Origin of the sequence: Pseudomonas brassicacearum, assembly GCF_003732175.1 — a bacterium.
GTDB lineage: Bacteria > Pseudomonadota > Gammaproteobacteria > Pseudomonadales > Pseudomonadaceae > Aquipseudomonas > Aquipseudomonas brassicacearum_G.
This window is the reverse complement of the sequence record NZ_MOBI01000038.1, coordinates 22,327-43,869: the sequence shown is the minus strand read 5'-3', so window position 1 is coordinate 43,869 and position 21,543 is coordinate 22,327. Positions and strand designations below refer to the sequence as shown.

Genomic DNA, 21,543 nt, shown 5'->3' with positions numbered 1-21,543 from the left:
ATGCACGTCATTGTCGAGAGTGATGCCTACCGCAATGAGCGAGAAGCGGTGCAGCGACTGGCCCCCCAGCCGTGCACTATCAGCGAGACGGGGTTGACGGACAGTTTTCTCGGCGAGTTGGTGTGCAAGCATTTGTATGACGCCGGCGTGCTGGACATGTCGCGGCTGGTAGAGCGCCTGGCGCTGACCGGCGCCGTAATGGAAGAGGTCCTGGCGTTTCTGCGCAAGGATGGTCGTGTCGAAGTGCTTGGGCAGATGGGCGCGCAAACGGGAGGCGGGCAGTCGCTGCGTTATGGCCTGACCGAACGCGGTCGCAGTGCCGCCCGCGATGCCCTGTCGCGTAGCGGCTATATCGGAGCGGCACCGTTCCCGGTGAGTGCCTACCGTTCTCTGCTCAAGGTGCAGACCATTCACCATGGACGCATCAGCGCTCACGATATGCACACGGCGCTTAACGGCCTGGTGCTTACGGAGGGGATGCTCGATCAACTGGGTGTGGCGCTGAATTCCGGGCGGGCGATCATGATTTATGGCCCAGCGGGAACCGGCAAGACCTATGTCAGCAGTCGGTTGATTCGCCTGTTCGCCGAGGCCATCTGGGTACCTTATGCCATTGTGATCAACGAGTCGGTGATCGAGATCTATGACCCGCAGGTACACCAGCGACTGGATGATGGCAGTCCACAGAACAATCTGATGCTCAATGAAGGAATCGACCGTCGGCTGCTGTGCTGCAAACGCCCGATCGTCATTACCGGCGGTGAGTTGAGCATGGAACAGCTGGACATTCGTTATGACCCCTTCACCCGTCAATACCAGGCCGCCTTGCAGCTCAAGGCCAGCAACGGCCTGTTCATCATCGACGACATGGGGCGCCAGCGCATGCCGCCCGCCGAACTGTTGAATCGCTGGATCGTCCCGATGGAAGAGAAGCGCGACTTCCTCAACCTGGGCGGCGGGCGGCATTGCGAGCTGCCATTTGATCTGATTCTGGTGTTTTCCACCAACCTCAATCCCCTGGAGTTGGCCGATGAAGCCTTCCTGCGGCGGATTGGCTACAAGCTGCAATTCGGTTACCTGAAGCCTGAGGAGTACGAACGGATCTGGCAACAGGAGTGCGAGCGCCTGGGCATTCGTCATGACCCGCTGCTGGTGCGCTTTGCGCTGCAGAAACTTTACGCCGCTGAAGGCATGCCTCTGGTGCCTTGCCACCCCCGTGACCTCCTGAACATGGCGCTCGATCGTCAGCGTTACCTGGGCGGTTCCGGGCCACTGTCGCCGCAGGAACTGGAATGGGCCTGGCAAAACTACTTCGTCCAGCTCGACTTTCTCTGAGTAGGAGATACAAACATGAGCTCTCGTACTGCAACGCTGATTGGTATTTCGTTGGTCATGGGCCTCGGCGCCGCATGGATGGCCAATAGCTGGCTGAGCGCACGGCTCAATGCCAGCCCGGATGATCACCTTCGAAGCGTGGTCGTCGCCACGGTCGAGATTCCTTTCGGGCAGATGGTCGAGGCACAACAGGTCACGACCGTGCGCATGCCCATGGATACGATCCCGGACGATGCCTTCGATTCCAGCGACAAGGCGGTGGGCAAGATCGCCACGTTCGACATCCTGCGCGGCGACATCGTGCGCGGTGCGCGCCTCAGTGAACACCTGGGTGGCAGCACCCTGGCTTCTTTGATTGCACCTGACAAACGTGCCATTTCGGTTCGGGTAGACGACGTGGTCGGGGTCGGCGGGTTCCTGTTGCCGGGTAACCGGGTCGATGTGCTGGCAACCAAACACACCGATGGCAGCAGCAATAACGCCGTGTCCAGGACCATCCTCGAAAACCTGCGCGTGTTGGCGGTGGATCAGACGGCGGGTACTGACAAGACTCAACCGGTGGTGGTGCGTGCAGTGACGCTGGAGATGACGACCACTGAGGCGGAAACCCTGGTTACGGCGCAGACGGAAGGGAAGCTGCAACTGACTCTGCGCAACCCGCTGAACCTCACGAAAAAACCGGCCCCCGCGCCTGTAGCACCTCCTGCGCCGGTTACGCAGGCCATTGCCATGGCCACCGAAACGGCGCCAAGACGTGTGGTGCACCGCAGTAGCAGTGTCGGTGGGGCTGTCACCGTGATTCGTGGCATCGAAGCCCATGTCGTCAATGTGCGCTGACAGGGTGCAATGGGTATCAAGGTAGTGGCGGAGCCGGTCCGGGTCCGTATCGGCAAATGAGGGCTTGATGATGAATTCTCGAATTCAACGGCCGTTTCCGGTAACGCCAAGGCGCCAGCGGGGATCGGTGACCGTAATGATGGTGATCGCGTTGGCCGCGATCGGCATGATGGCGGCATTGGCGCTGGACGGTGGCCACCTGCTGCTGAACAAGACCCGCCTGCAAAATGCGGTGGATGCCGCCGCCCTGAGTGGCGCCAAAACCCTGAGTCAGGTTACTGGCGGTACCAGCATTGCCAGCACAACGCGCACTGCCGCGCTGAATACGCTGACACTGAATGCCAATGCCTCGGGCAATACCGAATTGTCCACGGCCATCGGCGGCAACGCGGGCACCTTCGCGGTGGTGGAACTGGCCAACAGTGTTTACGGACCGTTCTCCTACCCGGGGCCGTCGAATGCCACTTATGTTCGGGTAACGGTACCGAACTATGGCCTGACCGGTTTTTTCTGGAGCTTCGTCCAGACAGTGGGCGGTGGCGGTCTGGGCGGCAAGTCAGTGGCGGCGATGGCCACTGCCGGCCCCAGCCCCACCAGCCCGTGCGATCTCGCGCCATTGATGGTCTGTGGTGACCCGACCAAATACAGCCCGAGCACCGGTGTGTTCTGGGGCTATAAATTTGGCGATTTGCAGGATTTGAAAACAGGCTCAGGCACTACATCCGCCATTGGCCCAGGCAATTTTCAACTGCTCGATTTTGGCTCGGGCGGCAGCACGGTCAGGGATGACCTGGCTGGAGGCGGCTCGGTATGCCGCAGCGTCGGGCAAAATGTCACGACCAAACCGGGCAACAACGTCGGCCCGGTGTCTCAAGGTTTGAATACCCGTTTTAATCAGTACAGTGGAGGGGTCAAAGCCGCGGATTATCCGCCAGACCTGATCGTCAGCTACAGCACGCCAGTGATCACCAACAGCTCAGGCACACTGCAATATAAGGGCCAGACCATCATATCGAGCAATGGCACACTCACTGCAGGTGGCAACGCGGTGCTTGGCTACAACGACTGGCTGGCGAGTTCTGCGGCGTGTATTGCCGGTTCAGGCACGGGTTGCCAGACCGGTGGGGTCTACGAGCGACGGATGCTGAAAATCGTGATTGGCGACTGTACCGGGAAAAATAATGGCGCGACCTCGATTCCGGTCCTGGGTTTTGGCTGCTATTTCGTGGTGCAACCGGCCGGTAGCACGGGTAGTACCTCGGAGATCTTCGGGCAGTTCGTGAAGGAGTGCCAAGGCGACAACGTGCCTGGCCCGAACCCTTCGGGTGATACCGGCCCGCAGATCATTCAGCTCTACAAAACCTATATCAGCAATAGCGGCACTCCGAGCACAGACTCTTAGGAGGCGTCATGAGACTTCACGCATTCAAAAAACCGCAGGACCAGCAAGGCATGGCATTGGTGGAATTCACCCTCGTCCTGCCGTTGATGCTGCTGCTGTTGCTGGCCCTCGGTGAGTTCGGCCGAATGCTGTTTCAGTACAACACCCTGTTACAGGCCAGCCGTGATGCCAGCCGTTACGTGGCCAGCCAGGCCTGGAACTCGACGCTCGGTACTGTCTCACTGAGCAGCACGCTGCTGACCAATACACAAAACGTGGCGGTCTATGGCGTGCCTGCCAACACCGGGACGCCGGTAGTGTCAGGGTTGACGACCGGCAACGTGGCGGTCACCGCCGTGGGCACCGACCATATACGGGTCACGATCACCTATACCTTCTGCCCGGTGATTGGCGCTGGTGCTTGTACCGGATCGATTACCGGGCTCTTTGCCAATACGATTGCGCTGAGCATTCCGCTGGTCGCCACAACCGTCATGAGGGTGCTGTGATGAATCGCAAACACATGCGTGGCGTCTATGTGGTGGAGTTCGCCGTCATAGGCTTGCTGGTGTTCATTCTGTTGTTCGGCGTGCTGGAAATGGGTCGCTTGTACTTCACGGTCAATGCCCTCGATGAATCCGCGCGCCGCGGCGCGCGTCTGGCAGCGGTGTGCAACATCAGCGATCCGATCGTGTTGCAGCGGGCGATCTTCAATCCCGCGGGCAACACCGGCACCAGCCAGCTGATCACTAATCTGGGCACTGGCAACCTGACACTGACCTACCTGGACGTGAACGGTGCTGTGGTGACCAACCCCACCGACACCGTCAGCGCCACCGGGTTCCGTGCCATCCGTTATGTCCAGGTGAGCCTGCAAAGCTACGTATTCAATCTGTTTATTCCCGGGTTTGGCGTGCCCATTACGTTGCCCACCATCAGGGCAACCTTGCCACGCGAAAGTCTTGGGCATCATTCCGAGTCAGGGGAGGTCACTCCATGCTGAATATAAAGGAAACATCGTTAAGCACCGCGACGACCGGCAAGCCCGGGCTGCGATTGCTGATCAGTAGCCGTGACGCCACGGCGTTGCGTGATCTGCAAAGCGTTTGCCAGCGCATGCCGAGCCTGGAGGTGAGCACGCGCCTGGTGAGTAACGGGCATGTCGACCCACTCTATGGTCTGGAGCGGATGCCCGATCTGTTGTTGGTGCGTGTCAGCCATCTGTGGCGCGAGGAGCTGGCAGCACTGTTACAGCATCCGGCCCATGAGCGTCCGCCGCTGTTGGTGTGCGGCCTGTTGAACGAGCAGGACGCCATGCGCCTGGCGATGCAGGCCGGCGCCCGTGATGTCTTGCCGGAACCGATAGCCGAGACGGAACTGGTTTCAGCCTTGAGTCGTCTGGTCACAGAGGTCCGGGTCAACAGTGGGGCAGAAGGGAAGCTGATCGCGGTGATTGGCGCCAAGGGCGGCTCCGGCAGCACCTTGCTGGCCTGCAACCTGGCTCACCAGCTTAGCGTCAAGGGCGGCAATACCCTGCTTTTGGACATGGACCTGCAATTTGGCAGCGTGACGCATTACCTCGATGTGGCGCAATCGCACAGCCACCTGGAAGTGCTGCAACAGGTCGAGGACATGGACAGCGTCGCACTACGCGGTTTTTGCAGTCACTTCAGCCCGACCTTGCATGTGCTGGGTGGCCGGGCCGGCGAGTTGTGTCTGCCGCAGGATGCCCAGCCCGAGCAACTCGATGCCCTGTTGCAGCTGGCCCGCGCCAGTTATGACTGGGTGGTGATCGATCTGCCACGGCAAATCGACCACCTCACAGGCTCCGTGCTGGAGCAGGCGGATCGGGTGTACGTCGTGGTGCAGCAGAGTGTCAGCCATCTGCGCGATGCCAGCTCCCTGACGCGGATTCTTCGCGAAGACCTGGGCGTGCGCGGGGATCAATTGCAGATAGTGGTCAACCGCTATGACAAGGCGGCAGCCATCAGCCTCAAGGATATCGGCGAAGCGCTGCGCTGCGCGAACCTGTTGAAATTACCCAACGACTTCAACCTGGTCAGCCAGAGTCAGAACTCTGGCGTGCCGTTGGGGGTGCAAGCGCCGCGGGCTCCGATCACCGTCGCCGTACGGCAGATGTCCGAGGCGTTGGTCGGTAAGCAGATGACCGGGAACAAAGGCTTGTTCAAACGCGCCTTCAACCGTTTTTTCGGGGGATAACCCATGATCAGCGACTTTCGTAACCGCTTGCGCAAACAGTCCGGCAAACCTGCCGCATCGTTGTCTGGTCAGTCGGACGATGACCTGCTGGACCCGGCAGAGGAATTGATGGCGTGGGAACGTTCGGTTCCGGACGTTATTTACGAAACCCGGAGCCAGGTCACCCCGGTGGAGGCCGAGTGGCGGGAGAAAATCTACCAGCAGTTGCTCAAGGTCATGGACCTGTCCTTGCTCGACTCACTTGAGCCGGCCGAGGCCACACGGCAGATTCGCGATATTTGCCAGCGCTTGCTGGATGAGCACTCGGCCCCCGTGAGTTCGGTCAGCCGCCAGTTGATCATCAAGCAGATCACCGATGAGGTGCTCGGTCTTGGTCCATTGGAGCCGTTATTGGCGGATCACACCGTGTCGGACATTCTGGTCAACGGCTTTGCCTCGGTGTATGTCGAACGTTTCGGCAAGCTGCAAAGGACCGATGTGCGCTTTCGCGACGATCAGCATTTGCTGAACATCATCGATCGCATCGTTTCCAGTCTGGGGCGGCGTATCGATGAGTCTTCGCCGTTGGTGGACGCCCGGCTCAAGGACGGTTCGCGGGTCAACGCAATTATTCCGCCGCTGGCCATCGACGGGCCGAGCATGTCGATCCGTCGCTTTGCCGTGGACCTGCTCAACACCGACAGCCTGATCCAGGTCGGTACCTTGACCCCGGCCATTGCTTTGCTGCTCAAGGCGATTGTTCGCGGACGCTTGAACGTGCTGATTTCCGGCGGTACCGGCAGCGGCAAAACCACCATGCTCAATGTGCTGTCCAGTTTCATTCCGCAAAACGAACGGATCGTCACCATTGAAGACTCGGCCGAACTGCAACTGCAGCAGCCCCATGTGGTGCGTCTGGAAACCCGTCCTTCGAACATCGAGGGGCGTGGTGAGGTGAGCCAGCGCGAATTGGTGCGCAACAGTCTGCGGATGCGCCCCGACCGCATTGTGATCGGCGAAGTGCGCGGCGCCGAGGCGCTGGACATGCTGACGGCCATGAACACCGGCCACGACGGCTCGCTGACCACGATCCACGCCAATACCGCGCGTGATGCGTTGGGGCGAATCGAGAACATGGTGTCGATGACCGGTGCGACTTTCCCGATCAAGGCCATGCGTCAGCAGATCGCTTCGGCCATTGATGTGGTGATCCAGCTCGAGCGTCAGGAAGACGGCAAGCGGCGCCTGGTCAGCGTGCAGGAAATCAACGGCATGGAAGGCGAGATCATCACCATGACCGAGATTTTCTCGTTTGCACGCAGCGGCATTGGCGAACACGGTGAAGTGCTCGGCGATTATCGGCCCAGCGGCATGATCCCGGCCTTTCGCGACGTGTTGGCCAAACGTGGCATCGAGTTGCCACTGAACTTGTTCAGGCCTGAATGGATGGAGGCACGGCAGTCATGAACAATATTCCTGGTGAATTCATTCTGATCTTTCTCGGCATGGTGTTTATCGCCGTCTTCCTCCTGTCCCAGGGCGTGGTGGTGCCGGTGTTCGGTGAGGCGGGCAAGATGCGCAAGCGCATTCGCGGCCGCCTGCATGTGCTGGAGAAAGCCAACAATCTGCCCAACATGCAGACCGTGCTGCGGCAGAAATACCTGACACGCTTGTCGCCACTGGAGGCCAGGCTTGAGCAACTGCCGTTCATGGCGGACCTGACACAGCTGATCGAGCAGTCGGGACACGAATATCGGGCCTATCGGGTGCTGTTTCTCGGGCTCGCCATGGGAGGTGGTGCAGGAGCGTTGGTGTTGTTGCTCTCGTCACCCTGGTGGATGGCGTTGGCAGTAGGTTTTGCGGTGGCCTGGCTGCCGTTGCTGAAAATCCTCCGTGACCGCAACAAACGCTTTGCTGCGTTCGAAGAGGGCTTGCCGGATGCGCTGGATGCCATGTGCCGGGCCTTGCGCGCCGGGCATCCATTCAACGAAACCCTGCGTCTGGTGGCCGAAGAGCACAAGGGACCAGTGGCACATGAGTTCGGCCTGACCTTCGCCGATATCAACTATGGCAATGATGTACGCCGGGCCATGCTCGGCCTGTTGGAACGCATGCCGAGCATGACGGTAATGATGCTGGTGACGTCGATCCTCATCCATCGCGAGACCGGCGGCAATCTGACCGAGGTGCTCGAACGTTTGAGTCGCTTGATTCGGGGGCGCTTCCGCTTTCAGCGCAAGGTCAAGACTCTGTCGGCCGAAGGGCGAATGTCGGCCTGGGTGCTGGTGGCCATTCCTTTCGTGTTGGCGGCGCTGATCTTGATCACAACCCCCAGCTACTTGCCTGTGCTGATCAATGATCCGATCGGCCACAAGCTGATCATCGGGGCTTTCTGCGCGATGTTGGTCGGGATTGTCTGGATCCGCAAAATCATCCGGATTCAGGTTTAAGCGGTATTCGCTACGCGGAGGTGCAGGTCATGGACTATTTGCTCGGATTGTTGGGTCGGGTGACGGGTAATGAGGCGCTGGCGCGCCTGTTGTTCGTCAGTGCGATAGGGTTGAGTACCGTGCTCGCGGTCGTCACCGTGGTATTACTGGTGTTGGGGCTTCAGGACCCGATGCAGCGTCGCCTTGCGCTGATCAAACGGGGGCATTACGGGAGTGCAGGGGGGCCGGATGCGCCAGGTAATCTGCAACTGTTGCTGGAGCGCGTCGGCCAGCGTTTTGGCTCAGCCGAAACGGCTCAGACGTCCGAAACCCAGCTTCTGTTGATGCACGCGGGGTACCGCTCGTCTTCAGCAGTGCAGATGTACTGGGCGGTGCGCTTGCTGTTGCCGCTGATATTGGTCGGTATTTCGCTGCTGGTTTTGCCGCTGATTCCCCGACTTTCTCTGAGCCTGGGCCTGCTGCTGGTGCTCATGGCAGCCGCTGTCGGTTGGCTGCTGCCAGCGATGTATGTCGGCAAGCGCAAACAGCTGCGTCAGGCCCGGCTGCGTGCGGCGTTTCCGGATGCCCTGGATCTGATGGTGGTCTGTGTGGAGTCGGGTCTGGCGTTGCCCACGACCATCGAACGGGTGGCAGAGGAGATGTCGGTCAGCCAGGTCGAACTGGCGGAGGAACTGGCGCTGGTCAATGCGCAAATCCGTGCCGGCATCACCAGTACCGAGGCGCTCAAGCAACTGGCGGTGCGCACCGGGCTGGAAGACGTGCAAGGGTTGGTCAGCCTGTTGGGGCAGAGTATCCGCTTCGGTACCAGCGTGGCCGATACCCTGCGCATTTATGCCGATGAGTTCCGCGACCGGCGTACGCAGGCAGCCGAAGAAATGGGCGCGAAAATCGGTACCAAGCTGATATTCCCACTGATTTTCTGTCTGTGGCCGAGCTTCTTTCTGGTCGCCATTGGGCCCGCCATGCTTGGAGTACTCAAAGCATTCGGATGAGATAAACGGGGGGCTGCCCAGCTGGATGGCGGCTCCTGTCGGAGCACAGGATGGAGCAAATCTAAAGTGGGTCAGGCCCGGCGCCTGATCCACTTTTATCCTTTTATTCGTTTACCCACGCACGTTCTTGGCCCCGACGTTCTTGTCAGGTAACGCTGGACTACGCCAGAGGCTGATCGCCCACTGATGTGTCTCATTTGCCGCCGTTGCTCATGCTTCCCGATGCCTTCTGGTCAAAATGTTCAGGAATCGGGTGGGTGAAGCTATCCAGCCAGCGTTGCATGGACAGGTCACGTTCGGTGGCCGAAACAGTCTGCAATCGAGGGGATGCCACTACGCCGCGAATCTGTAGTTGCAACCATTGTTCCGTGCCTTGTTGCGGCACCGAAGAGGGGCCGGGCTCAATAGCCCAGGCGGTCGTGGACAGGCAAGCCATGCACACTATCAACAGCCTCTTGGTATTCATTTGCGACTCCTCATCTTGTCTACTTGATCGCATTGGCTGAGGTATTGACTACCTCTGTCATGCCTTTACCCTCGGTAGCCACCACTTTTTTGGCCGGGGCCTTGAGTCTTTCCGCGCGAGCTTGGGCATCCGAGACTTGCTTGGAGCTCAGGCTGGCGCGGTTTGCGAGTTCGGCAGCCTGCTTCCAGTTGTCCTGATAGATCAGCAGTGTCACCAGATTGAGTGCCGCCAGCGAGTCCGACGGCTTGAGTTCCATGGCGGTCATAAACTGAAAGCGTGCCTCATTGGGCCGACGCTGGTTGAGGTAAACGACCCCCAGGTCATTGCGGATTTTGTCGTCGGTGGGGGCCATCCTCATTGCACGCTCAAGGTGATCCGCGGCAGCCGCATGATCATTTTTGGCCACGGCCATCTGGCCCAGACCATGCTCGCCTTCAGCGGCCAGGCATGTGCCGAGCAGACTCTTGTACAACGGTTCGGCCTCGTTACGGCCCAGCAGGCGCAGTACTCGAGCCTTGCGCAGGCGAACCTGCGGTAGGTCATCAGACAGCCCTTCCAGATTCGCCAGGCTGGCATACAAACGGCCATCGTTGGTCATGTCGTCGGCCAGGTTCAGCGACAACTGCTGATCCGAGCCAGGAGCCGCGCAGCTACTCGGTCGATAAGACAGGCCATTTGTGGCACAGCCTGCAAGCATCACCGTCGCCGCTATTGCTATGAGCGCTTTCATTGAGTGTCCTCTGGCTACAACACCTTGAATCAGGCTCATTGAGAGAGCCCCATGCGGCTGTCGAAGTCACCGTTGTCGAGGAAGTACATGCGGTAGAAGTTCGGGTCGTAATTGCGCAGTTGCTCACCCGGCAATGACGGCAGTTTTGCGTTGACCGCCAACGGTTGAACCAGGTGCGGGGTGACGATCATCAGCAGTTCGCGCTCTTCACGGTTGATGCTGTTATTGCGAAAGAACGCGCCGAGAATCGGGATATCGCCCAGCCCTGGAAACTTGTTCACCTGGGAGCTGTTGCTGGTGCTGATCAGGCCGCTGATGACGAAGCTTTCACCATCAGCCAAGGAAATGCTGGTATCGGTACGACGTACGGTAAATGCCGGGACAATGGTGCCGGCGATCTGTATGGCCTTGGTGAAATCCAGTTCGCTGACCTCGGGTGCCACCTTCAGGGCGATGCGATTTTTCCCGATGATGGTCGGGGTCAGGGTCAGGCGGACACCGAATTCCTTGTACTCGATGGAGATGTTGTCGCTGCCTGAGCTGGGCACCGGGATCGGCACTTCACCACCCGCCAGGAAGCTCGCACTTTGTCCGCTGAGTGCTACAAGGCTCGGCCGCGCCAGGGTGTAGGCAAAGCCACTGCCTTCCAGCGCATTGATCATCCCCAGCACATTGCCGCCGCCAAAGCCGATATTGAAAGTGTCGTTATTGAGCGGGATGTTTGGCGCCAGGTTACCAATGTGGCCGGGGGTCACGGTCACCCCGGGTACAGAGCCTGGCGAGCCGAACAGAAAATTGCCGCTCTTGCCGAAGATCGACGTGCTGGCCTCTTTCAATTTGGTGCGACTGACTTCGACGAAGCGAATATCGGTCTGTACCTGGCTTGGCAGCAGCGGGTCTTCGGAAGGTACTGTCGACACGCTGGTCAGCGCTGCGGTGGCCCTGCCCTTGACGAATACCATGCTTTGGCGCGGCGTGGGCGAGCAGGCGGTCCAGACCATCAGGCTAGTGGCCCCGGGAGCTACACCCGTGAGAATGAAGGAGTTGCTGCTACTGGTTTGCACGTCGGCAACTTTCGGGTCGCCCACTGCCAGTTGCTTGATCGGGACGGGCATGCGCAACTCATCCTGAAGCCCTTGGCCGACCTCGAACACGGCGGGCAGACTGGCCAGTTGCGAGCAATTGTTCGCCGCGGCCTGAGCCGCATCCACACCAAGGCCCATCCACAACAGGCCATGGATAATTCGTTTGAAAGCGGGCACGGTACGATAGCTCATTAAGTGCATCCTCGCTGAATAGGCCATCTGCGGGCTAACCTGGTTACCCTGGATCGCTTCAAGGCGCCCGGGCCGGCCCTCCACTTCACCAGACCACGAACCATTAGTGGTCCTGGCAATATTGCTGGGTGCTGCGCGCTAGCAGGTGCAATACGCGGGTCTGACTGACCTGCGAGCGACCTGCGCTAAAACTGTCGTTAGTGATCCAGATACCTGGGCTCGGGACACGCGAGGTTTTTTGCCAACCTTGTTTGGTTCGCACAGGCAACCGACCGGAGCGATCTGCACAGGCTCGACAGCAACAGTGGCTATAAACAGTGCTGTCAGCCGACGTGGTTCCCCCAAAAAACAACTGGCAATCAGGCCGCAAAGCAGAAAAACGCCAGCCAGGATCATAGTGAGGTATCTCCTTCTGCCAATTCGCTATCTGATCGCTGAACAAAACGTGGACAACTCAAAACCGTATGATTTGCTCTTTGCTTGAAGGTAGTTCAACCGAGGTAAAGCGCCATGATTTAGAAGAAAATCTTCTGTGCAAATATGGGCGCGTTGCTGTTTTTCGATTCGCGCACTTACCCGCGAGGTAGTCCCGCGGCGGGGTATTTCCACACGCAATGTGCCCTTTCAAATTGTTACCGGATGCACCAACACGACGCAAAACGTGGCTCCGGTAACATCCGCGAGCGCGGCTCGGCAACCCTCCAGAATTTTTTGAGCATTCCAAAAGCCCCGTTCCAGACGCCTTCCTGTTGCTTTAAAAGTTTTCTTCAGCTGCCGTTCAGCGAGTTGGCTGGTTGATTGCATATGCTTGTATGTACAAGTAAGTGTGTGTGCGTAAGAGTCACCGGAAGGTGCTGACACACAAGATGGCTTCAAAGCACGTACTTGAGGTTCAGGTTTACAGCGTCACCCGCATTCCAGTAGCAGCACCCATGCGCCACAAGCGCCCGTAGTGGTTTTAGGAATTGATAATAATGAAAAGAACATTGCTGACCCTTTCTGCTTTGACACTGTGCATGGCCGCAGGCGTAGCCACGGCCAAAGAGTACAAAGAGCTGCGTTTTGGCGTTGATCCTTCCTACGCACCGTTCGAGTCCAAAGCAGCTGACGGTAGCCTGGTGGGCTTCGACATCGATCTGGGTAACGCGATCTGCGCCGAGCTGAAGGTCAAGTGCAAATGGGTCGAGAGCGATTTCGACGGCACGATTCCAGGCCTGAAGGCCAACAAGTTCGACGGCGTAATCTCTTCCATGACCGTGACTCCAGCCCGTGAGAAAGTCATCGACTTCTCCAGCGAGCTGTTCTCCGGCCCGACCGCTCTGGTCTACAAAAAGGGCTCCACTGTTTCTGACGTGGCCTCGCTCAAGGGTAAAAAAGTCGGCTACGAGCAAGGCACCATCCAGGAAGCCTATGCCAAGGCCGTACTGGACAAGGCGGGGGTAGAAACCAAGGCCTACGCCAACCAGGACCAGGTTTATGCTGACTTGATGTCGGGTCGCCTCGACGCCACGATCCAGGACATGCTGCAAGCCAAGCTGAGCTTTTTGAAGTCGCCGCAAGGGGCTGATTACGAGGTCAGCCAACCGATCGACAGCGAGTTGTTGCCCGCCAAGACAGCAGTGGGTATCGCCAAAGGCAACACCGAGCTCAAGGCCCTTCTCGATAAAGGCATCAAGGCGATCCACGATGACGGCACCTACGACTCGATCCAGAAGAAACACTTCGGTGATCTGAGTCTCTACAGCGGCAAGTAAGGCCCCGGTGCCCGTCCTCGGGACGGGCGCTTTTTTATCGCTATAGGTCCTGAATTATGTTCGAAGCACTTTTGCAGACACTCGGGCTCTCCGCATTCAGCTTGAAGGGGTTCGGTCCTCTGTTGCTGGAAGGCTCCTGGATGACCGTCAAGTTATCGATACTGTCGCTGTTGTTGAGCGTTCTGCTCGGCCTGATCGGCGCCAGTGCCAAACTGTCCAGCGTCAAACTGTTGCGGATTCCGGCCCAGCTCTACACCACGTTGATTCGCGGGGTGCCGGACCTGGTGCTGATGCTGCTGATTTTCTACAGCCTGCAAACCTGGTTGACCAATTTCACCGAGGTGCTGGGTTGGGAATACATCGAGATCAATCCGTTCGCCGCCGGGATCATAACTCTGGGTTTCATCTACGGCGCGTACTTCACCGAGACCTTCCGCGGCGCGATCCTCGCTGTGCCTCGCGGACAGATGGAAGCCGCCACGGCCTACGGCTTGAGCCGTGCCCAGCGCTTTCGCTTCGTGGTGTTCCCGCAAATGATGCGCTTCGCCCTGCCGGGCATCGGCAATAACTGGATGGTGATCCTCAAGGCCACCGCGCTGGTGTCGATCATCGGCCTGGCAGACCTGGTCAAGGCCGCACAGGACGCCGGTAAAAGCTCCTATCAACTGTTCTTTTTTCTGGTGTTGGCCGCGCTGATCTACCTGGTGATCACCAGCGCGTCGAACTATGTCCTGCGCTGGCTCGAACGGCATTACGCGGCAGGTTCCCGGGAGGCTGTACGATGATCGAATTACTGCAGGACTACTGGAAACCCTTCCTCTATAGCGACGGTTACCACATCACCGGCCTGGCCATGACGCTGTGGCTGCTCAGCGCCTCGATCTTCATCGGTTTCCTGGTGTCGGTTCCACTGTCCATTGCCCGGGTTTCCAACAAACTTTACGTACGCTGGCCGGTGCAGTTCTACACGTACCTGTTTCGCGGTACGCCGCTGTATATCCAGTTGCTGATTTGCTACACCGGGATCTACAGCCTGGCCGCGGTTCGTGCGCAACCGGTGCTCGACGCGTTCTTTCGCGATGCGATGAACTGCACCATCCTCGCGTTTGCCCTGAACACCTGCGCCTACACCACGGAGATTTTCGCCGGAGCGATTCGCAGCATGAACCACGGCGAAGTCGAAGCCGCCAAAGCTTATGGTCTGACGGGCTGGAAGTTGTATGCCTACGTGATCATGCCATCGGCCCTGCGTCGCTCGTTGCCGTATTACAGCAACGAAGTGATCCTCATGCTGCACTCGACCACCGTGGCCTTCACTGCCACCGTCCCGGACATTCTGAAAGTCGCTCGCGACGCCAACTCGGCGACCTTCCTGACCTTTCAGTCGTTCGGCATTACCGCGCTGATCTACCTCTTGGTGACCTTTGCGCTGGTCGGACTGTTCCGCATTGCCGAACGTCGCTGGCTGGCTTTTCTGGGCCCGGCTCACTAGGACTTAGCGCTCTATACGGCCGCTCATCAGGCCACGGGCTTTGTCGCCGCTTGCGACGTCTACGCAGCGGCGACCCATTTTCCCTTAGAGGATGCTGCGCACATGTACAAATTGACTGTTGAAGAACTACACAAGAGTTACGGTAGCCACGAAGTGCTCAAGGGCGTTTCCCTGAAAGCCAAAACCGGTGACGTGATCAGCCTGATCGGCGCCAGCGGCTCGGGCAAAAGCACCTTTTTGCGCTGCATCAACTTTCTCGAAACACCCAACGACGGCGCGATGAGCCTGGACGGCAAGCAGATTCGCATGGTCAAAGACCACCATGGCATGCGCGTGGCCGATGATGCCGAGCTGCAACGACTGCGCACCCGTCTGGCGATGGTGTTCCAGCACTTCAATCTGTGGGGCCACATGACCGTGCTGGAAAACATCACCATGGCTCCACGCCGGGTGCTGGGAGTCAGCAAGAAAGACGCCGAAGATCGCGCCCGGCGTTATCTGGACAAAGTCGGCCTGCCGGCTCGTGTGGCGGAGCAGTACCCGGCGTTCCTCTCGGGTGGTCAGCAGCAGCGGGTGGCCATTGCCCGCGCATTGGCGATGGAGCCGGAAGTCATGCTGTTCGACGAACCGACCTCGGCGCTGGACCCGGAGCTGGTGGGCGAAGTGCTCAAAGTGATCCAGGGCCTGGCCGAAGAAGGCCGGACCATGATCATGGTGACTCATGAAATGAGTTTCGCCCGCAAAGTCTCGAATCAGGTGCTGTTCCTGCATCAGGGGCGGGTAGAGGAAGAGGGCGCGCCTGAAGACGTGCTGGGTAGCCCGAAGAGCGAACGCCTGAAGCAGTTCCTCAGCGGTAACCTGAAGTAACCCCCCCCTTGCTCCTACAAGGGGGGGCGCCTCTATGAGCGGGCACGATTCTCATGGACAGAATCAGGCGTCCGGCGAAGAGGATCAGGATCACCCCCATGGTGCGCGATCATAAGTGCTACTCAGTCAGTACATTAAAAAAACGGGCGATCCGAATAAGATCGCCCGTTTTTTATATCGAAGCCTGTACCTGCAATCGTCGTGCAATGACGTCACCAATACCCGCCAATTTACTGTAAACGCCCTCGCTAAGCGCCAGAATCACTTAGCGTTATTTGATTAATGGAACTTCAAGCACGCCTTCGGGTAAGTCCAGATTGTCTAGCGCTCGATTGATCAACAACTCGCCCAGCACCGCCAGTTGCTGAATGGCCAACGCTACGTTGCGGCGCGAGCCTTCCAGTTCTCCGGCAAGATCGGTGGTCATGACGTTCAGGGAGGCGAGGGTTTCACTGGCATGACAGAGCAGAGATTCGGTGTCGACATTCGGGACGATGGTGAAGACGTGGCTGATTGGGTCGGGGCGGTCTGGTTTACGTAGACGGGCGCTGACAAGGCGTGGAGTGCTTTTGGAAAACGTGGATAGATCGACGGTGTCGGTTGGTGGAGCATCTGGTGATTCTGGAGAGTGCGAGGTGGTCTTTTTCATGTGTCAGGTCCATCCATAGAGAGTCATCGGGCCTGCGAGTGCAGGCTCCTGGCATCAGGCGATGTCGCGCAGTGGGCGCTGCATCGCCGAATGATTCAGCCCACCTCGTAGCGGACCGAAAGCGTGCCCTTCTTCTGCGAAAGGGCTGCGATAGTGACTGTGCCTAATTCCTGTAGGCGCCTTACATGGGTACCGCCACAGCCGTAGGCGGGCAGTTCACCGAAGCCGATTTCACGCGAACCTTCGCACAGCGAAGTCAGGCGTGGCAGATCGGTGGCGATCCACTGGGCGAGGGCTTGCTGGATCGTTTCGGCTTCCAGTTCCTGGGGCGTTTCACCGGGTGTGAAGGTGACCTTGCCTTCGCCTGGCCAATGATGGGCCTTGATCGGTGTCCAGCCTTTGGTCTCGAGGAAGTGCCCGATCAAATGGCCGGCCGAATGCAGACGGGTATTAAGTTGACGGCGTTGTTCGTCAATCTCGATTGAGGTCATGCCCGTGTCTACGGGTCGGTCGACGTAGTGCACGATACGATCCTGCTCTTGCACGACTCGCGTGACCTGGCTTTGGCCGATCCAGCCGGTATCACACGGCTGGCCACCGCCCTGGGGATGAAACAGCGTGGCGCGCAGGACTACGGCGAACTCGGTTTCACAGGGCGTGCACTCAAGGACTTCCACGTTGGCGCTGAGGTCATCGCTATGGAAAAAGAGGCGAAGCGTCATATTCCATGCCCTTATTAAAGTTTCTATTTTTATTATATGAAGGCTGGAATTGCGTGATAATCCGTTCAAACATCAAAGGACTGTTGCGCTGTGAGCATAAATCTACCGCTGCCGTTGCTGGGTGAAATGGCGATTTTCGTCAAGGTTGTCGAGACCGGTAGCTTCTCGGAAGCTGCTCGACAGCTGGGCTCGTCGCCTTCGGCGGTGAGTCGCAGCATCTCGCGCCTGGAGAAGGCGCTGGCCACGCGGTTGTTGCAGCGGACCACGCGCAAGTTGCGTTTGAGCGACGGTGGCGAAGAGGTGTTCAAGCGCTGTCAGGAAATGGTCAGCGCCGCTCGGTCAGTGATGGAGATCAGTGGTCAGTTCACCCATGAAGCTGAAGGGCTGGTGCGGGTCAGCGTACCGAAGGCGGTGGGGCGATTCGTGATCCATCCGCATATGCCGGAGTTTCTGCGTCGTTATCCCAAAGTCGATGTAGAGCTGCTGCTAGAGGATCGCCAGGTCGATTTGATCGACGATCATGTCGACCTGGCGATTCGCATTACGGATCGCCCACCAGCCGGCCTGGTCGGTCGGCAGTTGCTGACCATCGATCATCTACTCTGCGCGACCCCGCAATACCTGGCTGAACACGGAACGCCGAGCCATCCCCACGACTTGCTCAATCACAGTTGTATCTATCTGGGTGAAACGCCTGGCGATGCACGCTGGAAGTTCAAGAAGGGCACCCAGGTGGTGACTGTCGGTGTCCGTGGCCGGTACGCCGCCAATCACACTGGCGTGCGGTTGGGGGCAGTTCTGCAGCACATCGGGATTGGCAGCTTGCCGTACTTCACCGCGCGTTATGCGCTTGAACAAGGGTTGATTGTGCAGGTCCTGCCGGACTGGACCTTTCTGGCGTCCTATCATGGCGGCGCCTGGCTACTGCATTCGCCGACACGCTATTTGCCGCCCAAGCTTCGAGTGTTTATCGATTACCTGGTGGAGTGTCTGGAGAAAGAGCCGACGCTGGGCAAACCGGGAAAGTTGAGTGGTTCGGGCAAGGTCGCAGCGCAGTATGAGTTGCCGGAGAGTGATGGGTTGCTCTGAAGGCCCTTTCGCGAGCAAGCCCGCTCTCACAGGGGATTTGTAAGCGACGAAGATCCAATGTGGGAGCGAGCCTGCTCGCGAAGGCGGCGTTCCAGCCACCGAGTCATTCGACAATGTCACAAAAAAGGCCCGCATGTTTAACCATGCGAGCCTTTTGCATTTCTGATCTGGAATCAGTGCTTGCTGTCCTGGTTCGACAGGGCCAGCAGTTGTTTTTCCTGGTTCCAGTCGAACGGTTCGTCGTTCTGTTCGGCTTCGTAACGGCGTTCTTCCAGTGCCTGATACAGATCGATTTCATCGTCGGGCATGTAGTGCAGGCAGTCGCCGGCGAAATACCACAACAGGTCGCGGGGGACCAGGTGGGCAATTTGCGGATAACGGGTGATGACCTGACAAAGAATGTCCTGACCCAGGTATTGGCTTTCGATCGGATCGATTGGCAGCGACGCACGCAGTTCGTCGAAGCGCTCCAGGAACAAGGCATGACTTTCGTCTGGAACCTGCTCGGCTTCACCGACAGCGACCAGGATACTGCGCAGGAGGTCGAGCTGGACGAGAATTTGGTCGAGCATAACGGGAGTCCTCTAGATCTAAAGCAAAACGGGCGCCGGAGTATATAGCTCCAGCGCCCGCTTTTCATCATTGACCCGCCGGACGAGCCACCGCGTTAGCGGGTCTTGCCCTCCGCCAGTTCAAGTTGCTCCTTGGAAAAGTCATCGACGTCGATCACTTTGCGCCGCGCCATCTCAGCTTCATGCAAGGTATGTGCTTCTGCGGCTTGCAGCACACCGGCCTCCAGGGCGGCGTCGATGACGTGCTCCCCGGCACCCGGTTTGAACTGCCCGCTCTTGAGCGCAAAGTGCATTTTTTTCTGCAGCGGTTGTGCGGCATTCAGCAAGTCGCAGGCATGTTGCAGCGCACCGACCGGGTCATCGACCGATTGCGGCCGGTAACACCCCCCCAGCAACTCTTCGAGTGTCGGATCGCCTTTGGCCCGGCCAATGACCGCTGCCACTTCGGCGCCGAGTTTGTCTGACGGCCCTTTGTGACGGCGACCGAACGGGAACACGATCACTCGCAACAGGCAACCCAGCACCTTGCTCGGGAAATTGCTCAGCAGTTCATCCAGCGCCCGTTCCGATTGACCGAGGCTCTCTTCCATGGCCCAGACGAACAGCGGCGCCATGTGCTCGGGTGAATCGAGATCGTGGTAACGCTTGAGGGCGGCGGAGGCCAGGTACAGGTTGCTCAGTACATCGCCGAGTCGGGCCGACAGACGCTCGCGACGTTTCAGTTCACCGCCCAGCAGCATCATGCTCAGGTCAGCGAGCAGGGCAAATGCTGCAGCCTGACGGTTGAGGGCGCGGAAGTAGCCCTGGCTGAGTTTGTCTCCTGGTACATGTTCGAAATGCCCGAAGCCGAGGTTCAGCACCAAGGTGCTGGCGGCGTTGCTCACGGCGAAACCGATGTGCTTGAGCAGCAGGCCGTCGAACTCCTTCAGTGCCTGGTCCTTTTCTTCACGGCCGGCGAGGGCCATTTCCTTGAGCACAAACGGATGGCAGCGGATCGCGCCTTGGCCAAAGATCATCAGGTTGCGCGAAAGGATGTTCGCGCCTTCCACGGTGATGAAGATCGGTGCGCCTTGCCAACTACGCCCGAGGTAATTATTGGGCCCCATGATGATCGCCTTGCCACCGTGCACGTCCATGGCGTGGCTGATGCACTCGCGACCGCGTTCGGTGAGGTGATACTTGAGAATCGCCGAGAGCACCGAAGGTTTCTCGCCGAGATCCACCGCGTTGGCGGTGAGCATCCGCGCGGCATCCATCATCCAGGCGTTGCCGCCGATGCGTGCCAGCGCTTCCTGAATCCCTTCGAAGGCCGACAGCGGCACGTTGAATTGCTCGCGAACCTGCGCGTATTGACCGGTCACCAGGCTGGTGAACTTGGCGGCGCCGGTGCCGACTGCCGGCAGCGAAATGGAACGCCCGACGGACAGGCAATTCATCAGCATCATCCAGCCTTTGCCGAGCATTTCCTGGCCGCCGATGAGGAAGTCCAACGGCACGAATACGTCCTTGCCGGAGTTCGGGCCGTTCATGAAGGCGGCGCCGAGGGGCAAGTGGCGTCGACCGATGTCGACCCCGGCGGTGTCGGTCGGGATCAACGCGAGGCTGATGCCAAGGTCTTCCTCGTCACCCAGCAGATGGTCGGGGTCATAGGCCTTGAACGCCAGGCCGAGCAGGGTGGCGACCGGGCCCAGGGTGATGTAGCGTTTTTCCCAGTTCAGCCGAAGACCCAGGGTTTCCTGGCCTTCCCATTCACCTTTGCAGATTACCCCGGTGTCAGGCATGGCGCCCGCATCTGAGCCCGCGAGTGGGCCGGTCAGCGCGAAACACGGGATATCGTCGCCGCATGCCAGGCGTGGCAGGTAATGGTTGCGTTGTTCATCGGTGCCGTAATGCAGCAACAGTTCGGCCGGGCCGAGGGAGTTGGGCACCATCACCGTGGAGGCCAGGTCGCCGCTGCGGGTGGCCAGTTTCATCGCCACTTGCGAGTGGGCGTAGGCGGAAAACCCCTTGCCACCGAATTCCTTGGGAATGATCAGGGCAAAAAAACCGTTCTGCTTGATATGCGCCCAAGCCTCGGCCGGCAGGTCCATTGCCTGGCCGATCTGCCAGTCGCTGACCATGGCGCAGAGCTCTTCGGTCGGGCCATCGATGAACGCCTGTTCTTCTTCGCTCAACTGCGCTTTGGGATAAGACAGCAGTTTGTTCCAGTCCGGACGCCCGCTGAACAACTCGCCATCCCACCAGACGGTGCCGGCATCGATGGCGTCGCGTTCGGTTTGCGACATCGGCGGCAGGGTTTTCTGGAACCAGTTGAACAGCGGGGCACTGAAGTATTTGCGTCGCAGGTCGGGCAGCAGCAGGGGCGCCGCGACGACGGCCAGCACGATCCAGAAAATCAGCAGCAGCCAGCCTCGCGCGTGGCTGAAGAGTCCCAGCGCCAACAGATAGACCGCCACGATACCCAGGGCGGGCAGGGGCGCGATGCGGCGGTGAGCCAGCCAGGCAATCCCGACCACCAGAACCAGTATCCACAACAGCAGCATATTCAATCCTCCGTGAAGCCAGGGTCAAAACCACCTTCAGAGCTTAGACGGCATCTGCAAAACGGGGTGGTCAGAGCGATGTGTTTGAATTTGTGGGAAACAGCGGTGAATTTCGTCAGTGTTAGCGCTAACGAACGCTGTAAAAAAGCTTTGTTGCAGGTACGACAAGCTCTCGTATTTGGCCGAAA

21 protein-coding genes are annotated in these 21,543 nt (G+C 58.9%); 14 read left to right on the top strand and 7 right to left on the bottom strand.

Going from position 1 to position 21,543, the window contains the following annotated elements; genetic code table 11:
- The 9 genes from BK658_RS28275 (at window position 1) to BK658_RS28235 (ending at window position 9,194) form a co-directional block, all read left to right on the top strand.
- A complete protein-coding gene (locus tag BK658_RS28275; RefSeq protein WP_123585184.1) occupies window positions 1–1,335 on the top strand; it encodes an AAA family ATPase in 1,335 nt (444 codons plus the stop codon).
- A gap of 15 nt (window positions 1,336–1,350) precedes the next feature.
- The gene (gene cpaB, locus BK658_RS28270; RefSeq protein WP_123585183.1) at window positions 1,351–2,172 is read left to right on the top strand and encodes a Flp pilus assembly protein CpaB; all 822 of its coding nucleotides are present in this window, start codon (window positions 1,351–1,353) and stop codon (window positions 2,170–2,172) included.
- Between the two features lie 67 nt (window positions 2,173–2,239).
- The gene (locus tag BK658_RS28265) at window positions 2,240–3,574 is read left to right on the top strand and encodes a pilus assembly protein TadG-related protein (RefSeq protein WP_123585182.1); all 1,335 of its coding nucleotides are present in this window, start codon (window positions 2,240–2,242) and stop codon (window positions 3,572–3,574) included.
- Between the two features lie 8 nt (window positions 3,575–3,582).
- Entirely contained in the window at window positions 3,583–4,062 is a 480-nt protein-coding gene (locus BK658_RS28260) for a TadE/TadG family type IV pilus assembly protein (RefSeq protein WP_123585181.1), read from the top strand.
- Window positions 4,062–4,556, top strand: coding sequence for a TadE/TadG family type IV pilus assembly protein (locus tag BK658_RS28255; RefSeq protein ID WP_123585180.1), 495 nt, complete (start codon window positions 4,062–4,064; stop codon window positions 4,554–4,556). The genes BK658_RS28260 and BK658_RS28255 overlap by 1 nt, the downstream gene beginning before the upstream one ends.
- The gene (locus BK658_RS28250; protein WP_123585179.1) at window positions 4,550–5,773 is read left to right on the top strand and encodes an AAA family ATPase; all 1,224 of its coding nucleotides are present in this window, start codon (window positions 4,550–4,552) and stop codon (window positions 5,771–5,773) included. The genes BK658_RS28255 and BK658_RS28250 overlap by 7 nt, the downstream gene beginning before the upstream one ends.
- 3 nt (window positions 5,774–5,776) lie before the next feature.
- Window positions 5,777–7,219, top strand: a complete 1,443-nt coding sequence (locus BK658_RS28245) for a TadA family conjugal transfer-associated ATPase (protein WP_123585178.1) — start codon at window positions 5,777–5,779, stop codon at window positions 7,217–7,219.
- On the top strand, window positions 7,216–8,202 hold the full coding sequence (locus BK658_RS28240; protein WP_123585177.1) for a type II secretion system F family protein: 987 nt from the start codon (window positions 7,216–7,218) through the stop codon (window positions 8,200–8,202). The genes BK658_RS28245 and BK658_RS28240 overlap by 4 nt, the downstream gene beginning before the upstream one ends.
- A 29-nt stretch (window positions 8,203–8,231) precedes the next feature.
- Window positions 8,232–9,194, top strand: a complete 963-nt coding sequence (locus BK658_RS28235; RefSeq protein WP_123585176.1) for a type II secretion system F family protein — start codon at window positions 8,232–8,234, stop codon at window positions 9,192–9,194.
- A 193-nt stretch (window positions 9,195–9,387) separates the two neighbouring features.
- Here the strand turns inward: BK658_RS28235 and BK658_RS28230 are convergent, their stop codons facing one another.
- Genes BK658_RS28230 through BK658_RS28220 form a run of 3 tightly spaced genes read right to left on the bottom strand, consistent with a single transcriptional unit; the run spans window position 9,388 to window position 11,667 of the window.
- Window positions 9,388–9,660 (bottom strand): DUF3613 domain-containing protein, encoded by a 273-nt coding sequence (locus tag BK658_RS28230; protein ID WP_123585175.1) that lies wholly within the window; start codon window positions 9,658–9,660, stop codon window positions 9,388–9,390.
- A 19-nt stretch (window positions 9,661–9,679) separates the two neighbouring features.
- Window positions 9,680–10,390, bottom strand: coding sequence for a tetratricopeptide repeat protein (locus tag BK658_RS28225; protein WP_123585174.1), 711 nt, complete (start codon window positions 10,388–10,390; stop codon window positions 9,680–9,682).
- A 35-nt stretch (window positions 10,391–10,425) separates the two neighbouring features.
- Window positions 10,426–11,667 (bottom strand): type II and III secretion system protein family protein, encoded by a 1,242-nt coding sequence (locus tag BK658_RS28220; RefSeq protein ID WP_123585173.1) that lies wholly within the window; start codon window positions 11,665–11,667, stop codon window positions 10,426–10,428.
- Window positions 11,668–12,641: 974 nt separating this feature from the next.
- Here BK658_RS28220 and BK658_RS28215 point away from each other — a divergent pair.
- The 4 genes from BK658_RS28215 (at window position 12,642) to BK658_RS28200 (ending at window position 15,780) form a co-directional block, all read left to right on the top strand.
- Window positions 12,642–13,421, top strand: a complete 780-nt coding sequence (locus BK658_RS28215; protein WP_123585172.1) for a transporter substrate-binding domain-containing protein — start codon at window positions 12,642–12,644, stop codon at window positions 13,419–13,421.
- 56 nt (window positions 13,422–13,477) lie between these two features.
- A complete protein-coding gene (locus BK658_RS28210; RefSeq protein WP_123585171.1) occupies window positions 13,478–14,206 on the top strand; it encodes an ABC transporter permease in 729 nt (242 codons plus the stop codon).
- Window positions 14,203–14,913, top strand: coding sequence for an ABC transporter permease (locus BK658_RS28205; RefSeq protein WP_019689329.1), 711 nt, complete (start codon window positions 14,203–14,205; stop codon window positions 14,911–14,913). Before BK658_RS28210 ends, BK658_RS28205 begins: the two co-directional genes overlap by 4 nt.
- A gap of 102 nt (window positions 14,914–15,015) precedes the next feature.
- Window positions 15,016–15,780 (top strand): ABC transporter ATP-binding protein, encoded by a 765-nt coding sequence (locus BK658_RS28200; protein WP_123585170.1) that lies wholly within the window; start codon window positions 15,016–15,018, stop codon window positions 15,778–15,780.
- 271 nt (window positions 15,781–16,051) lie between these two features.
- On the opposite strand, the gene BK658_RS28195 is transcribed toward BK658_RS28200, so the two are convergent.
- Both BK658_RS28195 and BK658_RS28190 read right to left on the bottom strand, forming a co-directional pair.
- On the bottom strand, window positions 16,052–16,429 hold the full coding sequence (locus BK658_RS28195; protein ID WP_123585169.1) for a DUF6124 family protein: 378 nt from the start codon (window positions 16,427–16,429) through the stop codon (window positions 16,052–16,054).
- Between the two features lie 95 nt (window positions 16,430–16,524).
- On the bottom strand, window positions 16,525–17,151 hold the full coding sequence (locus tag BK658_RS28190; RefSeq protein WP_123585168.1) for an alanyl-tRNA editing protein: 627 nt from the start codon (window positions 17,149–17,151) through the stop codon (window positions 16,525–16,527).
- Between the two features lie 90 nt (window positions 17,152–17,241).
- Here BK658_RS28190 and BK658_RS28185 point away from each other — a divergent pair, with 90 nt between their 5' ends.
- Window positions 17,242–18,240 (top strand): LysR family transcriptional regulator, encoded by a 999-nt coding sequence (locus BK658_RS28185; protein ID WP_123585167.1) that lies wholly within the window; start codon window positions 17,242–17,244, stop codon window positions 18,238–18,240.
- Window positions 18,241–18,413: 173 nt separating this feature from the next.
- Here the strand turns inward: BK658_RS28185 and BK658_RS28180 are convergent, their stop codons facing one another.
- Together BK658_RS28180 and BK658_RS28175 are read right to left on the bottom strand one after the other, a co-directional pair.
- Window positions 18,414–18,812 (bottom strand): PA2817 family protein, encoded by a 399-nt coding sequence (locus BK658_RS28180; RefSeq protein WP_123585166.1) that lies wholly within the window; start codon window positions 18,810–18,812, stop codon window positions 18,414–18,416.
- A gap of 95 nt (window positions 18,813–18,907) precedes the next feature.
- On the bottom strand, window positions 18,908–21,355 hold the full coding sequence (locus BK658_RS28175) for an acyl-CoA dehydrogenase (protein ID WP_123585165.1): 2,448 nt from the start codon (window positions 21,353–21,355) through the stop codon (window positions 18,908–18,910).
- Between the last annotated feature and the right edge of the window lie 188 nt (window positions 21,356–21,543).

Bases quoted from the DNA above. Each gene is read 5' to 3' on its own strand.
- BK658_RS28225 (WP_123585174.1), bottom strand. From the start codon at position 10,390: ATGAAAGCGCTCATAGCAATAGCGGCGACGGTGATGCTTGCAGGCTGT.
- BK658_RS28260 (WP_123585181.1), top strand. From the start codon at position 3,583: ATGAGACTTCACGCATTCAAAAAACCGCAGGACCAGCAAGGCATGGCA.
- BK658_RS28215 (WP_123585172.1), top strand. From the start codon at position 12,642: ATGAAAAGAACATTGCTGACCCTTTCTGCTTTGACACTGTGCATGGCC.
- BK658_RS28180 (WP_123585166.1), bottom strand. From the start codon at position 18,812: ATGCTCGACCAAATTCTCGTCCAGCTCGACCTCCTGCGCAGTATCCTG.
- BK658_RS28230 (WP_123585175.1), bottom strand. From the start codon at position 9,660: ATGAATACCAAGAGGCTGTTGATAGTGTGCATGGCTTGCCTGTCCACG.
- BK658_RS28275 (WP_123585184.1), top strand. From the start codon at position 1: ATGCACGTCATTGTCGAGAGTGATGCCTACCGCAATGAGCGAGAAGCG.
- cpaB (WP_123585183.1), top strand. From the start codon at position 1,351: ATGAGCTCTCGTACTGCAACGCTGATTGGTATTTCGTTGGTCATGGGC.
- BK658_RS28195 (WP_123585169.1), bottom strand. From the start codon at position 16,429: ATGAAAAAGACCACCTCGCACTCTCCAGAATCACCAGATGCTCCACCA.
- BK658_RS28190 (WP_123585168.1), bottom strand. From the start codon at position 17,151: ATGACGCTTCGCCTCTTTTTCCATAGCGATGACCTCAGCGCCAACGTG.
- BK658_RS28265 (WP_123585182.1), top strand. From the start codon at position 2,240: ATGATGAATTCTCGAATTCAACGGCCGTTTCCGGTAACGCCAAGGCGC.
- BK658_RS28220 (WP_123585173.1), bottom strand. From the start codon at position 11,667: ATGAGCTATCGTACCGTGCCCGCTTTCAAACGAATTATCCATGGCCTG.
- BK658_RS28250 (WP_123585179.1), top strand. From the start codon at position 4,550: ATGCTGAATATAAAGGAAACATCGTTAAGCACCGCGACGACCGGCAAG.
- BK658_RS28240 (WP_123585177.1), top strand. From the start codon at position 7,216: ATGAACAATATTCCTGGTGAATTCATTCTGATCTTTCTCGGCATGGTG.
- BK658_RS28205 (WP_019689329.1), top strand. From the start codon at position 14,203: ATGATCGAATTACTGCAGGACTACTGGAAACCCTTCCTCTATAGCGAC.
- BK658_RS28245 (WP_123585178.1), top strand. From the start codon at position 5,777: ATGATCAGCGACTTTCGTAACCGCTTGCGCAAACAGTCCGGCAAACCT.
- BK658_RS28175 (WP_123585165.1), bottom strand. From the start codon at position 21,355: ATGCTGCTGTTGTGGATACTGGTTCTGGTGGTCGGGATTGCCTGGCTG.
- BK658_RS28235 (WP_123585176.1), top strand. From the start codon at position 8,232: ATGGACTATTTGCTCGGATTGTTGGGTCGGGTGACGGGTAATGAGGCG.
- BK658_RS28255 (WP_123585180.1), top strand. From the start codon at position 4,062: ATGAATCGCAAACACATGCGTGGCGTCTATGTGGTGGAGTTCGCCGTC.
- BK658_RS28210 (WP_123585171.1), top strand. From the start codon at position 13,478: ATGTTCGAAGCACTTTTGCAGACACTCGGGCTCTCCGCATTCAGCTTG.
- BK658_RS28200 (WP_123585170.1), top strand. From the start codon at position 15,016: ATGTACAAATTGACTGTTGAAGAACTACACAAGAGTTACGGTAGCCAC.